The sequence below is a fragment of the Curtobacterium sp. MCPF17_003 genome (assembly GCF_003224385.1).
Taxonomy (GTDB): Bacteria; Actinomycetota; Actinomycetes; order Actinomycetales; family Microbacteriaceae; genus Curtobacterium; species Curtobacterium flaccumfaciens.
In genome coordinates, this window is sequence record NZ_QKLC01000001.1 from 64,096 (window position 1) to 77,930 (window position 13,835).

Annotated in this window: 11 protein-coding genes and 1 pseudogene; 3 read left to right on the forward strand and 9 right to left on the reverse strand. The window is 72.3% G+C overall.

Annotated elements, in window-relative coordinates:
- Positions 1-107 precede the first annotated feature (107 nt).
- Positions 108-929, forward strand: a pseudogene (locus DEJ30_RS18625) (carbohydrate ABC transporter permease); the annotation flags it as partial.
- A 66-nt stretch (positions 930-995) separates the two neighbouring features.
- Positions 996-2,333 carry an ABC transporter substrate-binding protein gene (locus DEJ30_RS00315; protein ID WP_110858918.1) on the forward strand — a complete coding sequence of 446 codons (1,338 nt, stop codon included), beginning with the start codon at positions 996-998 and terminating at the stop codon, positions 2,331-2,333.
- A gap of 103 nt (positions 2,334-2,436) precedes the next feature.
- Here the strand turns inward: DEJ30_RS00315 and DEJ30_RS00320 are convergent, their stop codons facing one another.
- From DEJ30_RS00320 to aztB, 4 genes are read right to left on the reverse strand one after another with little or no spacing between them, the layout of a single operon-like run.
- A complete protein-coding gene (locus DEJ30_RS00320) occupies positions 2,437-3,618 on the reverse strand; it encodes a hypothetical protein (RefSeq protein ID WP_110858919.1) in 1,182 nt (393 codons plus the stop codon).
- Positions 3,619-3,644: 26 nt separating this feature from the next.
- On the reverse strand, positions 3,645-4,547 hold the full coding sequence (locus DEJ30_RS00325; protein WP_258369752.1) for a metal ABC transporter substrate-binding protein: 903 nt from the start codon (positions 4,545-4,547) through the stop codon (positions 3,645-3,647).
- A complete protein-coding gene (locus DEJ30_RS00330; RefSeq protein ID WP_110858549.1) occupies positions 4,544-5,758 on the reverse strand; it encodes an ABC transporter in 1,215 nt (404 codons plus the stop codon). Before DEJ30_RS00330 ends, DEJ30_RS00325 begins: the two co-directional genes overlap by 4 nt.
- The gene (gene aztB / locus DEJ30_RS00335) at positions 5,755-6,648 is read right to left on the reverse strand and encodes a zinc ABC transporter permease AztB (protein ID WP_110858550.1); all 894 of its coding nucleotides are present in this window, start codon (positions 6,646-6,648) and stop codon (positions 5,755-5,757) included. Before aztB ends, DEJ30_RS00330 begins: the two co-directional genes overlap by 4 nt.
- A gap of 50 nt (positions 6,649-6,698) precedes the next feature.
- Between aztB and DEJ30_RS00340 the strand changes: the two genes are divergently transcribed.
- Positions 6,699-7,343, forward strand: coding sequence for an ATP-binding cassette domain-containing protein (locus DEJ30_RS00340; RefSeq protein ID WP_258369753.1), 645 nt, complete (start codon positions 6,699-6,701; stop codon positions 7,341-7,343).
- 117 nt (positions 7,344-7,460) lie between these two features.
- On the opposite strand, the gene DEJ30_RS00345 is transcribed toward DEJ30_RS00340, so the two are convergent.
- The 5 genes from DEJ30_RS00345 to DEJ30_RS00365 all read right to left on the reverse strand — a co-directional run bounded on the left by DEJ30_RS00345 (position 7,461) and on the right by DEJ30_RS00365 (position 13,807).
- Entirely contained in the window at positions 7,461-8,723 is a 1,263-nt protein-coding gene (locus DEJ30_RS00345) for an MFS transporter (protein ID WP_110858551.1), read from the reverse strand.
- A 7-nt stretch (positions 8,724-8,730) separates the two neighbouring features.
- Positions 8,731-10,161, reverse strand: a complete 1,431-nt coding sequence (locus DEJ30_RS00350) for a M20/M25/M40 family metallo-hydrolase (protein ID WP_110858552.1) — start codon at positions 10,159-10,161, stop codon at positions 8,731-8,733.
- A 178-nt stretch (positions 10,162-10,339) separates the two neighbouring features.
- Positions 10,340-11,077, reverse strand: coding sequence for a copper homeostasis protein CutC (locus DEJ30_RS00355; RefSeq protein WP_110858553.1), 738 nt, complete (start codon positions 11,075-11,077; stop codon positions 10,340-10,342).
- Positions 11,074-12,630 carry a M81 family metallopeptidase gene (locus tag DEJ30_RS00360; RefSeq protein ID WP_110858554.1) on the reverse strand — a complete coding sequence of 519 codons (1,557 nt, stop codon included), beginning with the start codon at positions 12,628-12,630 and terminating at the stop codon, positions 11,074-11,076. The genes DEJ30_RS00355 and DEJ30_RS00360 overlap by 4 nt, the downstream gene beginning before the upstream one ends.
- On the reverse strand, positions 12,623-13,807 hold the full coding sequence (locus DEJ30_RS00365) for an ROK family protein (protein ID WP_027467220.1): 1,185 nt from the start codon (positions 13,805-13,807) through the stop codon (positions 12,623-12,625). Before DEJ30_RS00365 ends, DEJ30_RS00360 begins: the two co-directional genes overlap by 8 nt.
- Between the last annotated feature and the right edge of the window lie 28 nt (positions 13,808-13,835).

The following is a 13,835-nucleotide window of genomic DNA, read 5'->3' on the forward strand; positions in this document are numbered from 1 at the left end:
ACGCCCCGTCCCCAGGTGACCTCGTCCGCGACGTCGGCCGACCGCTCGAGCCGAACCGGGCCTCCCGTCCGCACCAGCGCGGAGCGCGCGGTCCCCGTGAGAGCGTCATCTCGCGCAGCGCCGCGATGATCGTGATGGGGGTCTTCACCCTCTACTTCCTGCTGCCGATCTTCTGGCTGCTGGTCTCGTCCACCAAGACCGCCGCGAACTTCAACTCGACGTTCTCGCTGTGGTTCAGCGCCACCTCGGTGCAGGACTTCTCCGGCAACCTCGTCGAGCTGTTCACGCGGCAGGACGGCATCTACCTGCGCTGGCTGCTGAACAGCATCGCCTACGCCGGGGTCGCCGGCCTGCTCGGCACCGTGCTCTCCGCGATGTGCGGGTACGCCCTGGCCAAGTACCGGTTCCGCGGCCGCGAGGTGCTGTTCAACGTGTTCCTCGGCGGCGTGCTCGTGCCGGCGACCGCCCTGGCCCTGCCGCTGTTCCTCATCTTCAGCCAGGTCGACCTGACCGACACGTTCTGGTCGGTGTTCCTGCCGAGCATCGTCAGCCCGTTCGGCGTCTACCTGTCGCGGTTGTTCGCGGCGTCGAGCGTGCCGGACGAGATCATCGAGGCCGCTCGCATCGACGGCTCCGGCGAGGTCCGGACGTTCTTCACCGTGGCGGTGCGGCTCATGTCGCCCGCGCTCGTGACGATCTTCCTGTTCCAGTTCGTCGCCGTCTGGAACAACTTCTTCCTGCCGCTCGTGATGCTCCGCGACTCGTCGCTGTTCCCCGTCACCCTCGGCCTCTACACGTGGAACTCGAGCGTGAACCAGTACCCGGACCTGCGCACCCTCGTGCTCATCGGGTCGTTCGTCTCGATCATCCCGCTGCTCATCGCCTTCCTGAGCCTGCAGCGCTTCTGGCGCTCCGGCCTCGGCTCCGGCGGAGCCCCTCGACCCGCACCCCTTCCCGCACCAGCCCTCCCCACACCACATCCGAACGGAAACAGCATGAAGACAACGAAGTTCCTCAGCGTCACCGCGATCGCCGTGGCCGCCACCGTGGCCCTCGCCGGCTGCAGCACCGGCGGCAGCAGCAGCGGCGGCGGATCCGACACCGCGGCCGCCAGCTGCAAGCCCTCGGACGGCAAGGTCACCCTCGACTTCACGACCTGGGTGCCGAACATGGACAAGGTCGTCGCGATCTGGAACAAGGCCAACCCGGACATCCAGGTCAAGGTCTCGATCGTCGCGAACGGCAACAGCGGCACCTACCAGAACTTCTTCAACCAGCTGAAGGCCAAGCAGGCGCCGGACATCGGCCAGGTCGAGTACGACACCCTGCCGGCGTTCCGCGTGCAGGGCGGCCTCGAGGACATCGGCGCGTGCGCCGGCATCAGCGACGCGGAGAAGGACTTCTCCGACGGCCTGTGGAACCAGGTCACGTTCGGCGAGTCGAAGTCGGTCTACGCGGTGCCGCAGGACTCCGGTCCGATGGCGCTGTACTACCGCAAGGACCTGTTCGAGAAGGCCGGTCTCGACGCCCCGAAGACGTGGGAGGAGTACGCCGAGGACGCCGTCAAGATCAAGGCGCTCGGCGGCAACATCACCAACTTCGCCAAGGGCGACGTCAACCAGTTCGCCGGGCTCGTCTCGCAGGCCGGTGGCCAGTGGTTCGAGAACTCGGGCCAGGACTGGAAGGTCAACCTGAACGACGACGCGTCGAAGAAGGTCGCTGACTACTGGCAGGACCTGATCGACAAGAAGCTCGTCAACACCCTGCCGAGCTTCACCGACCAGTGGAACAGCGCCTACGACAGCGGCAAGGACTGGACCTGGGTCTCCGCGGTCTGGGGTGCGAACACCATCTCGAGCGGTGCGCCGTCGACCTCGGGCAAGTGGGCCGTCGCGCCGATGCCGCAGTGGGAGTCCGGCGAGATCAAGTCGGCCGCCTGGGGCGGTTCGTCGAACGTCGTCTTCGCGGGCAGCGAGCACCCGGCCGAGGCGTCGAAGTTCCTGGTCTGGCTGAACACCTCGACCGAGGCGCTCTCCGCACTGAACAAGGAGGCCAACCTGTACCCGGCCTCGACCACCGGTGCCGACCTGCCGGCCCTGACCGAGGGGCTCGACTTCTACGGCGGCCAGAAGATCTACGAGGAGTTCGCCACCGCGGCGAAGGACATCCAGCCCTTCACCTGGGGCCCGACGATGACGCAGACCTACTCGGACGTGTCCGACGGCTTCGGGCAGGCGGCGTCCGGCTCGGGCACGTTGGCCGAGGCGCTCGAGTCGGGCCAGTCCAAGACCATCGCGGCGCTCAAGGCGCAGTCGATCCCGGTCAAGGGCTGACGCACGGCGGCTGACGTCGCGCGGTCCACGCGCTGAAAGCGGACAGGAGGCCCGTGGCGGGATCGCCACGGGCCTCCTGTCGCGTCTCGGGTCGGTTCCAGCCCTACGCGACCGCGATCTCGTTGGGCACGCCCGGCAGTTCGTCGCTCGAGGCGATGACCTCGCCGGTGGTCAGGTCGACCGCGTGGACCTTCTGCTCGGCGGTGTCGGTGACGTAGGCGACGTCGCCCTCGACCTTCAGGGCCGGGTGGGCGTCCTGCCACTCGGCCGGGCCCTCCCACGCGTCGATCACCGGGTACGACTCCAGCTGCTCGCCGGTGGTCTCGTCGAAGGTGTGCAGCGCGCCGTCGGAGCCGAGCACGACGGCCTCGTCGCCGGGGCCGCGGGCCAGGTCGCGGAAGGTGAAGCCGACGCCGTCGGGCATGTCGGCGACGGTGTACTCGCCCGAGGCCGCGTCGATCAGGGCGATCTGGTCGAGCAGGTAGCCCTCGCTGTCGGGGTCGTCGTTGTAGTCGCCGACCGCGACGGACGAGTCCTCGGTGGTGAACAGGTTGCCGGTGCGGCCGTACTCGGTCGGGGCGTCGATCTTCTCGAACGCGCCGTCGTCGTAGACCAGGGCGCCGTCGGTGCAGCCGAACACCGCGACCTCACCCGTGACCGCACCTTCGCCGTGCACGTCGGGGCACTCCTCGGACCGGGCGATCTCCTCGCCGTCGGCGTCCAGGGCGCGCACGCCGGACCGGCTCTCCTCGGTGCCGATGGTCGTCAGGAGCGTGCCGTCCTCGAGCTCGATCGCGACGCCGTGGTGGGCCGCCTCGGACTTCGTCGTCTCCACCTCGGGCAGCTCGGCGCCGTCGAGCTCGGTGTGGTCGAACGTCGTCACGTCCCCCGTGCCGTCGGCGAACAGTGCGGTGGTGTCGCCGTGGACGACCGCGTGGCCGCCGGTGTCGGCGGGGAACACCGCGTCGGTCAGGGCCGGCTCGGCCTGCGTGTCGAGGACCCGGAAGCCCTCGGGCACCGTGACGAGCACGTGGCGTCCGTCACCGGCCGGGTTGACCCGGGTGAAGCCGTCGATCGCGTCGTCGGCCACGACCTGCAGGTCCTGGTCGAGGACGAGGAGGCCACCGTCGTAGGTCAGGGTGATGCGGGTCCCGTCGGCCTTCGGGGTCGCAGTGTCTTCGGACCCGGCGTCGGCGGTGTTCGTCGCGCACCCGGTCAGGGCCAGGGCGGCGGCGCCGAGCAGGGCGGCGGGCCACACGACCCGGAGCGTCTTCGTGTTCGTCATGTCGCTCACTGTATTGATTCTCATTCTCAAATACCAATCGACAGGCCGTCGACGATGGCCTCGGTGTTCGAGCGCATCATCCCGAGGTAGGTGGCGGCGTCGCCGTCCTCGGTGAGGGACTCCGTCGCCAGGGGTCGGATCTCGACGTGCAGGTCGACCTCCTCCGCCAGCACCTCGGCCAGTCGCGCGGGCTGCGAGGCGTCGGCGAAGATCGTCCGGACCCCCGCCCCGTCGATCGCGTCGGCCAGGTCGCGCAGGTCGGCGGCGCTCGGGGAGGCCAGGGTGGTCCCGCTCGGGATCACCGCCCCGATGACCCGGAACCCGTAGTGGTCGGCCAGGTAGCCGAACACGTGGTGGTTCGTGACGAGCGCCCGGCGTTCCTCGGGCACGACACGGAACGCGGTCGTCATCGTGTCGTCCAGGTCGCGGAGCTCGTCCAGGTAGGCGTCGGTGCCGGTCGGCTCGATCCCGGCGTCGCGCAGGTCCTGGTCGAGGGCCTCGACCACGTCGACCATCCGGGCGGGGTCGGTCCAGAAGTGCGGGTCGGGCCCGCTGTCGTCCTCGGTGGTCCACTCCAGCGGGTCGAACGCGTCTCCGGCGGTGGAGACCGGCACGCCGTCCTCGGCCGCCGCCGCGACGTGGCGGGCGACCCCTTCTTCGAGCCCGAGCCCGTTCTCGACCACCAGGTCGGCGCTCCGCAGTCGTGCGGCTTCCTGCGCGGAGACCTCGAACGAGTGGGGGTCGGCGCCCGGGGGCATGAGGACCATGACGTCGGCCTGGTCCCCGACGACTTCGCTGACGACGTCACCGAGGATGTTCGTGGTCACCGCGACGAGGGGGCGGTCGGAGCCTGCGGTGGTGCACCCGGTGGCGACGAGGGCGACGACCGCGGCGACGAGGCCCGCGGTCAGGGCCCTGGTGCCCGTCACAGTCCGACCTCGGCGAAGGCGACGGGGGCGACGGGGAGCTCGATCGTGCGGGCGACCCGGGCGCCGTCGGCGAAGTCGATCTCGTGCACGGTGCCGTCCGCGGGGTCGGCCAGGTAGGCGCGCTGGGCGTCGAGCTGCAGCAGCGGTGCGGGGTCGGTGCCGGTGTCGCCGGCTCGGGCGTCGATCAGTGGTTCGGTCGTGGCGACCTTCCCCGTCGAGGCGGTCACGACGATCACCCGCCCGGAGTCGTCGACCCCGACCACGTGCTCGTCCTCGTCGTCCACCGCGACCACGGCCCGCAGTGGGCGATCGGTCGGCACGAGCCGCCAGGAGCCCTGTCGCACGTCGAGCAACCAGAACCCGGTGGTGCCGGCCAGTCCGGCGACGGTGGGCCGACCGGCACGTGCGGCGAAGGCCGTCGGACGCTCGGCGCCGTCGGGCAGGTCGACGAACGAGGTCTCGCCGGCGTCGTCCACCACGACCGCTCCGTCGGCGCAGCCCACGACGGCGCCGGCGCGGGTGACGATCCCGCCGGCGGGGTCGGTGCACGCTTGCTCAGCGGTGTCGGCGGCGTCGGTCGCCTCGCCGTCCGCGTCGAGCACGCGGACCGTGTCGCCGTCGGCCGCCACGAGCTGCTCGCCCATCGGCAGCAGGACGCTCGCGTCGATCCGGGCGGTCTCGTCGACCTCGCCCTGGCCCAGTGCCTGGCGGTCGAGCACGACGGCCTCGGCCCGGTCCGGCCAGGTGATCGTCGTCATGGTCTCGGACGAGTGCACCGCGACCCGGCCGCCGCCGTCGATCGTGCCGACGACCCGGGGCTCGGCGGCGTAGTAGTGCGTGTGGTCGCCGTGGTCGACCGTCCAGGACCCGCCGTCGACGATCGTGGTGCGGTCGGCACCGCTCGTCACGAGGAACCGGCCGTCGGTCGCCGAGTGCTCCGGTGCGTCCACGTCCTCGAGTTCGGTGGTCTCCTCGGCAAGCAGGTCGTGCAGCGCGGTCGCGCCGGTCGCCGACACGGCCAGGAGGCCCACCTGGGGTTCCTGGGACTCGCTCGCGCCCGCCACGTAACCGTGGGGACGGGCGGTGCCGGTCGAGCTGTCGGCCGACGGGGTGCCCGTGGAACAGGCGGTGACGGTGAGGGCCAGGCCGGTGGCGAGGCCGATGGTGGACAGGAGGCGCGCGGGGGCGCGGCTGGTGGTCGAGTGCTTCATGCTCCCTCTCGAGACGGTGCGGCGGATCGTGGTGCTGCCGGCGCGGCCGCGCGCGCCGGTGTGGGGATCGGGGTGCGCCGCAGGACGACGACGGCCAGGGTGCGCGAGGCCACCACGCTGCCGACGGCGACCGCGGCGATGCTCGCGCCGGCGGCGGTGCCGGCGTGCCAGGAGACGAGCAGCCCGACGAGCACGGCGGCGGCACCGATGCCGGCGCCGAGGAGCATCGTCGAGGCCACGTGCCGGGTCCAGGCGCGGGCGGCGGCCGCCGGCGCGAGCAGCAGGCCCACGACGAGCAGGGTGCCGACGGCCCGGTACGAGGCGACGACCGCCAGGGTGACGAGCCCGATGAGCACGACCTCGGCCAGGTGTGGGTGCAGTCCGAGCGTCGTGGCCTTGCGGGTGTCGAACGCCAGCGCGGTGAAGGGTCGGTGGAACGCCACGGCGACGGCCAGGGCCACGGCTGCGGCGATCGCAAGGCCGCCGACGTCGGCCCGGGTCACGGCGAGGACGTCGCCGAACAGGATGGCGGTGACGTCGGTGGCGAACGACCGCGAGGACGACACGATGATCACGCCGAGCGCGAGCATCCCGACGAAGAGCAGGCCGATCGAGGTGTCGTACGACAGCCGGGCACGACGTCGCAGTGCCCCGATGCCGAGCACCATCACGCCCGCGCTGACCGCGGCGCCGAGCACCGGCGGGATCCCGGTCAGGGTGGCGATCGCGACGCCGGGCAGCATGCCGTGCGAGAGTGCCTCGCCCAGGAACGCCATGCCCCGGACCAGCACCCACGTGCCGACCACGGCGCAGAGGACCGCCGCCAGGGAGCCGCCGACCAGGGCGCGCACCATGAAGTCGACGGAGAACGGATCGGTCAGCCAGGTCACGGTCCGAGACGCTACATGAAAACGAGTATCGATACTGATAGCGTGCTCAGGTGCCTGCGACCGAGCCGACCGAGCCGACCGAGCCCCGATCCGCCGTCCACCTGGACCGCGTGACGGCCGTCCTCGGCGACCGGACCGTCCTCGACGCGCTCGACGTGACGTTCCCCGCCGGGGTCGTCACCGCGCTCACCGGACCGAACGGCTCGGGCAAGTCGACGCTGCTCGACGTGGTCGCGGACGTCGTGCGGCCGACCGCCGGGAGGGTGACGGGCCTCCCGTCCGACGGTGTCGCCTACGTGACCCAGTCCGTGCCGCCGACCACGCTCCCGCTCACCGTCCGCGCGGCCGTGACGATGGGGCGGTGGCGGCACCGCGCGTGGTGGCGGCCGCTCGGACGCACCGACCGTGTGATCGTCGACGCGCAGCTCGAGCGGATGGCGGTCCTCGACCTGGCAGACCGGCCGATCGAGGAGCTGTCAGGCGGGCAGCGTCAGCGCGCGCTCGTCGCGCTCGGGCTGGCACAGCGGGCCGGGGTGCTGCTGGTGGACGAACCGACCGCGGGGGTCGACGCCGAGTCGGCGGCGCTCGTGGTGGCGGCGCTCGCCGACGAGGCCGCGGCAGGGGTCGTGGTCGTGCACGCGGCCCACGACCCCGCCGCGATCGTCGCGGCCGACCGCGTCGTCGCCTTGACCTGACCGATTCCGCAAAACACCGGTGTTCGCCCGTTGAACCGCGGTCTGCACGTGTTCAACGCGCGAACACCGGTGTCTTGCGACCGGTCCCGACCGCCCCCGACCAGTCCCCGACCGGCGTCAGGGGCAGGCGACGGCCACGGGAGCGGTCGGCGTCGGGTCGGCCGCGACCGGCTCGGCGGCAACGTGGTCGGCCGCGACCGGCTCGACCGACGGCACGGCACTCGACTTCCGCAGCCCCATCGCGACGAGCACGACGGCACCGACGATCGCGACCCCGCCGGCCAGCCAGAAGTCGGCAGCCAGACCGAACGACGACACGGCGGCACCACCGAGCACCGAACCGGCGGCGATCGCGAGCTGGATCGTCGTGACGAACAGCGCGAGCCCGGTCTCGGACCCGGCCGGCGACGCCGTCGACATCCACGTCTGCATCCCGAGCGGCAGCGCACCCCACACCAGGCCCCACACGACGAGCAGCACGAAGACCCCCACGACGGAGTGGGCGAGCAGCGGCAGCAGCACGACGGCCGCCGCGAGCACGAACTTCGACGCCCCGATGGTGGCGAGGACACTGCGGTCGAGCGTGAAGCCCGCGGCGAAGTTCCCGACGATGCCCGCGACGCCGAACACCAGCAGCGCGATCGTCACGGTGTCCGGGCCGACGCCGACGAGCTGCTGCAGGTACGGCGCGATGTAGGTGTACGCGGCGAACTGGGCTGCGAAGACGAAGGCCGCCGCGATGAGCCCGACCCGGGCGCGGGGCACGCGGAGCAGCGACCCGAGCGTGGCGAACCGCACCCGCTGCTGCGCGGGGATCTTCGGCAGCATCGCCAGTTGCAGGACGAGCGCGACGAGACCGAGCACCCCGCCGATCACGAAGCCGAGGCGCCAGCTGGCGAGCGACGACACCAGGGCGCCGAGCGGCAGGCTCACGACGGTCGCGACGGAGACGCCGGCGGTGATGAGCGAGGTCGCGCGGATCGTCAGCTCCGGCCGGACGAGTCGCCCGGCGATCCCGGCGCCGATGGCCCAGAAGCCCCCGATGCCGACACCGAGCAGCATCCGTGCGATCAGCAGCACCCAGAACGACGGCGCGATCGCGGCGAGGCCGTCGGCGACCACGAGCAGCACGGTCAGGGACACGAGCACCACCCGGCGGTCGAGTCGCGAGGTCAGGACGGTGACGACCGGTGCCGCGACGGCTCCGACGAGTCCGGTGGCGACGACCATCAGACCGGCGGTGCCGATGCCGACGTCGAGGTCGTCGGCGATGGCGGGGAGCAGCCCGATGGGCAGGAACTCGGACAGGACGAGCACGAACGACCCGAGTGCGACGGACGTGACGCTGAGCCACCCGCGGCGTTCTGCTGACGATGTCATGGGGACATCAAGCCCCGGAGTGCTGCAGTCCATTCCCCTCGGCACCGAGCTCGCTCCACAGGTGCGCGATCGTCGCCGCGCCGTCGAGCAGGGTCCGCAGGTCGATGCTCTCGTCACTGGAGTGCCAGTGGTCCTCCGGCAGTCCCGTGCCGACGAACAGGACGGGGACGTCGAACACCCGGCCGAGCAGCTCCGCGGGACCGCCCCCGGCGTTGCCCATCCGCCCGGCGGTCTCGGTGCCGTGCCCGAGTTCCATCGCCCGCACGAGCGCGTCGAGCTCGGGGCCCGACGGGGTCACGTACGGATCCTGGCCGGTCTCCTCGGGGATCGTCAGCTCGTAGGCCACCCCGTCGGGCATCGTGTCCCGGACGAACCGGCGCAGCTGCTCGGCGACGGCCTGCACGCGCTGCCCCGGCACGGTCCGGATGCTGATCTCGGCGGTGGCTTCGCGCGGGACCACGGCTCGTGGGAACCCGGTGGGGTCGCCTGCCAGCAGGGTCAGCACCTCGATCGAGGGTCGTGCCCAGAGGCGCTCCTCGACCGAGTACCCCGCCTCGCCGGTGATCGCTCCGGTCTCGGTGCGCTCGACCCAGACGTCGGGATCGAAGTCGAGTGCCTGCAGCTCGGCACGGCGTTCGTCCGTGAGCGCGTCGACGTCGTCCAGGAACCCGGGGATCGTGATGCGGCCCTGGTCGTCGTGCAGGGCCGCGAGCACGGTGACGAGCGCGTGCACCGGGTTCGGCGCGGGGCCGGACACGGCGCCGCTGTGGACGTCGCGTGCGGGCCCGGTGACGGTGAGGGTCGCGCCCGTCATGCCACGCATCGACGTCACGACGGCGGGGTTGCCGGCCTTCCACTGCAGGGTGTCCGAGAACACGACGACGTCGCACGCCAGCCGCTCCTGCTCGGCGTCGAGCAGGTCGGCGAAGTGGCTGGAGCCGAGCTCCTCTTCTCCTTCGACGAGGAACTTGAGGTTCACGGCCGGGGTGCCGTCGGGTCGGGTGGCGAGGTGCGCGCGCAGCCCCCACAGGTGGGCGAGCACCTGTCCCTTCGCGTCGGACGCCCCTCGCCCGTACAGGCGTCCGTCGCGGAACGCGGGTTCCCACGGTGAGGTCTCGTGCCACTCCTCGGGCTTCGCGTGCCGCACGTCGTGGTGGCTGTAGACGAGCACAGTCGGCAGCGCCGGGTCGACGAGCAGTTCGGCGTACACGGCCGGTGCGGGACCGGCCTGCAGGATCTCGGTCTCGAGGCCGACCTCGCGCATCGCTCCGGCCAGCCAGTGCGCGGACCGGTCGACGTCGATCGCCCGTTCGGGTTGCGATGCGACGGACGGGATGCGGACCCACTCGCTGAGTTGCCGCACCAGGTGCTCGCGGCGCTCCTCGAGGAACCGCGCGACCTCGGCGCGACGGGTGTCGGGTTCGGTGCTGTCGGTCACGGGAGCGGACACGGTTCTCCGTTCGGTCAGGTGGTGTCGACCGTAGGAGCGGGTCCCTCCGGGTGGTCACGGATTGGCCTGGAGGCGCGGTGCGCGTCCGCCACGCGCCGCACCACCGACCCGGTGCGGGTCCGGAGCGCGGTGTGGGTCCGGGGACCCGGTGCGGGTCCGGGACGACTCAGGCGTCGAGCGCGCGCCGCGCGGCCGCGACGACCTCGGCGTCGGTGACGAAGTGCGCGGAGCCGTCGTCCCCGGCGCCCATCGGCACCCCGGCGTGCGCGCTGTCCGCGGCCGGTCGCTTGGCCGACAGGTGCACGGCGGCGGCACCGGTGGCGAGCAGCGCGCGGACGTCGGCGGGGGTGACCCCGGCGCCGGCCATCACCTGCACGGGCCCGGCGGCCTCGACCATGCGTGCGATCGTCTCGGCGCCGGCGACCGCGGTGGGGGCGGCCCCCGAGGTCAGGACGCGGGTGAACCCGAGCGCCGCGAGCGACCCGGCAGCGGCGACGGGGTCGGTCGCGTGGTCGATCGCACGGTGCAGGGTGACCTCGGCGGTGGCGCTGACCGAGCGGGCGGCGTCCACGAAGCGGCGGAGGGCGTCCTCGTCCAGGGTCCGGTCGGGGCGCAGGGCACCGACCACGACGCCGGCGGCCCCGGAGCGCAGGACCGTGCGGACCTCGCGCACCATGAGCTCGACCTCGTCGGGGGAGTGCACGAACCCGCCCGGACGGCAGCGGACCAGCGCGTGCGCCGGGATCCCGGTCTCGTGGGTCGTCTCCACCAGGGCCTGCGACGGGGTGAGCCCGCCGAGCTCGAGCCCGACGCAGAGTTCGACGCGGTCGGCACCGCCGTCCCGCGCGGTGATCGCACCCGCCGGTGAGGTGACGGCGATCTCGAGTGCGGCGGTGGTGCTCATGCAGGGGCTCCGAGCGGTTCGTTGGAGGCGGGGACGATGCGGGCGCGGAGGTCCGGTGCCGTCGGGAACACTCGATCGTAGGGGAACATCGGGCGCTCGATCCTGTGGTGCCCGAGGCGCAGCAGGTCCTGGTCGACACCGCCCGGGGTGAGCGCGAGCATCCAGTCGGCGGACATGTCGAACAGCTCCGGTTCGAGGTACCCGATCTTCACGATGACGACGTCCGCCTGCCGCGGCGCCAGGTCGAGGTCGGTGAAGTCGTGCTCGTGGTGGTAGGGCTTCCGCAGCTTGGTCAGGATCGCGAAGACGCTGCCGACCTGCAGCACGACCTCCGTCTCGGCGTCGCGGTCACCGTGCTTGATCGCGTGCACCCGGCCGGTCATCGTGATCGGACCAGCGTGCACGTCGTCGACCTCGGCGCCGGCGGTCACGGTGATCGTCGCACCGACGCCGGCGTCCACCGCAGCGGCGACGGCGGCCGGTCCGGGCACGCTCGCGTAGATGACGGTCGGGCCCGACGGGTCCTGGAACTCCGGGCGGGCGAGCACCTGCGTCAGGCCCCAGGTCATGTCCCCGGAGCCGCCGGCCGTCGGGTTGTCGCCCGAGTCCGAGACGAAGTACGGCTTCGCGGCGCCCGGGGCGAGCGCGGCGTCGAGGCACTCGTCGAACGTGCCGGTGGGGGCGACGAACACGAAGTCCTCGCGGACGTCCCAGAACGCCGCCGCGAGCCGCTCGGCACCGGCGGCGACGGCGACCTCGTCCCACCCGGTGACGACGGTGACGGCCTGGTCGCGGGGCTGGTCGGCCCACGCGTACCCGACCCAGATCGCGGCGTCGAGCACGCCCTCGGTCTGCTCGACGAGCGGGACCTGCGCGTACAGGGACTTCGCCGGCTCGAGACGGGTCGAGGTCTGCTCGCCCGGCAGCAGGACGGGGATCGGGATCCAGGCCTTCACGGGGCGCTGCGCACCGACGGGTCGTTCGGTGAGCACGTCGACGAGGTTCCGGACGGCGCGCTCCTTCGTCTCGAGGGTGTCCTCGTGCGGGGCCATCCGGTAGCAGGTGACGAGGTCGACCCGGTGGGCGAGCTCGCGCGTGACGTTGCCGTGCAGGTCCATCGACGCGGACACGATGACGTCGGGGCCGACGACCTGGCGGATGCGGCCGAGCAGGTCCGTCTCGGCGTCGTCGAGTCCCTCGACCACCATCGCGCCGTGGATGTCGTACCAGAGCCCGTCGACCGGACCCAGCGCACGCAGCCGGTCCACGATCTCGTCGGCCAGGGTTTCGTACGATGCCCGGTCGACGATCCCGCCGGGCAGCGCGTGCCCGATGAGCGCCCCGCGGAAGTCCGCCCGGTCCGCCATGGTCGCCAGGAACGGGTACCGGGCGACGGCCTCGTCCCCGCGGTCCGGGTGGAACGCGGGGGCGTGCGTCCGGGTCGGTGTGAACGTCGACGTCTCGATGGCCAGGCCGGCGATCGCGATGACCGGACGACGGGCGCCAGCGGGGGCGACGGGGACGGCGGGGGTGACGGGGCCGGTCTCAGACACGGACGCTCCTGTTCCTGGTGGTGGACTGGGGGATGGGTGCGGAGAGCTCCTCGAGCGAGGCGGCGAGGCCCCGCTGCAGCGCGAACTGCCCGGCGCCGACGAGCCCGGCATCGGCGCCGAGCGACACCGGCTCGATGGCCAGGTGCTGGGTCATCAGCGGGTGGCAGCTCTCGTAGAGCTGGCTCCGCACGGCGGCGATGAACGGGTCGAGGGTCGACAGGATGCCGCCCAGGTACACGGCGTCCGGGTTGAAGAAGTTCACGTTGGCGGCGAGCACCTCGCCCAGGTACCTGCCCGCCATCCGAACGGCACGGGTGGCCTCGGGATGCGCGTCCGAGGCGAGCCGGACGACGTCGGCGGTCGAGGCGACGTCGACCCCGGCGTTCGACAGGATCCGGACCAGGGCGGCCCCGGACGCCACCGTCTCGAGGCAGCCGGTGTTGCCGCACGAGCACGGGGTGTCCCCGGCGGCGTCGATCCGCACGTGCGTGATGTCCCCGGCGGCCCCCGTCGACCCGCGGTAGAGCCGACCGTCGATGACGATGCCCGCGCCGATCGCCGACCCGGCCTTGATCGTGATGGTCTGGCGTCGAGCAGGGTCCTGCACCGTCTGTTCACCCGCCGCCATGCAGTTCGCGTCGTTGTCGACGATCGCCGGCAGGCCGAACCGGTCGCTCAGCCACGCGGCCACGGGGAACCCGTTCCACCCCGGCATCCGGCTGGGCAGGTCCACGACGCCGGCGACGACGTCGACGGGCCCCGGCAGGCTGAGCCCGACGCCCCGCAGTCCCTCGCGACCACGGTCGTCGGCGAGCCGCTCGAGCAGCGCGGCCAGGCGCTGGAGCCCGGCGGTCGGACCGTCGGAGAGCGCGAACGGGACGTTCGCGACCGACTCGAGCGCGCCTCCTGGCAGGACCACGCCGATGCGCGCGTGCCCGCCACCGACGTCCGCGGCGACCGCGTACTCGTCGACGCCGCCGATGCGGAGCACCTTGCGGGGGCGACCGCCGGTCGAGACGTCGGTGCCTTCCTCGGCGAGGATCCCGTGCTCCAGGAGCTGGCCGACGACGTGCGAGACGGTCGAGGGAGCGGCTCCGAGCACCTTCGCGATCTCGGTCCGGCTGGCGGCCTGCCCCGAGGCGACGAGCTCCAGGACGCGGGCGCTGAGATCGGCCACGACTTTCTCCAATCCGGGCGGAACGGGA

Coding starts and splice junctions, on each gene's coding strand:
- DEJ30_RS00315 (WP_110858918.1), top strand. CDS start 996: ATGAAGACAACGAAGTTCCTCAGCGTCACCGCGATCGCCGTGGCCGCC.
- DEJ30_RS00320 (WP_110858919.1), bottom strand. CDS start 3,618: ATGACGAACACGAAGACGCTCCGGGTCGTGTGGCCCGCCGCCCTGCTC.
- DEJ30_RS00330 (WP_110858549.1), bottom strand. CDS start 5,758: ATGAAGCACTCGACCACCAGCCGCGCCCCCGCGCGCCTCCTGTCCACC.
- DEJ30_RS00345 (WP_110858551.1), bottom strand. CDS start 8,723: ATGACATCGTCAGCAGAACGCCGCGGGTGGCTCAGCGTCACGTCCGTC.
- DEJ30_RS00355 (WP_110858553.1), bottom strand. CDS start 11,077: ATGAGCACCACCGCCGCACTCGAGATCGCCGTCACCTCACCGGCGGGT.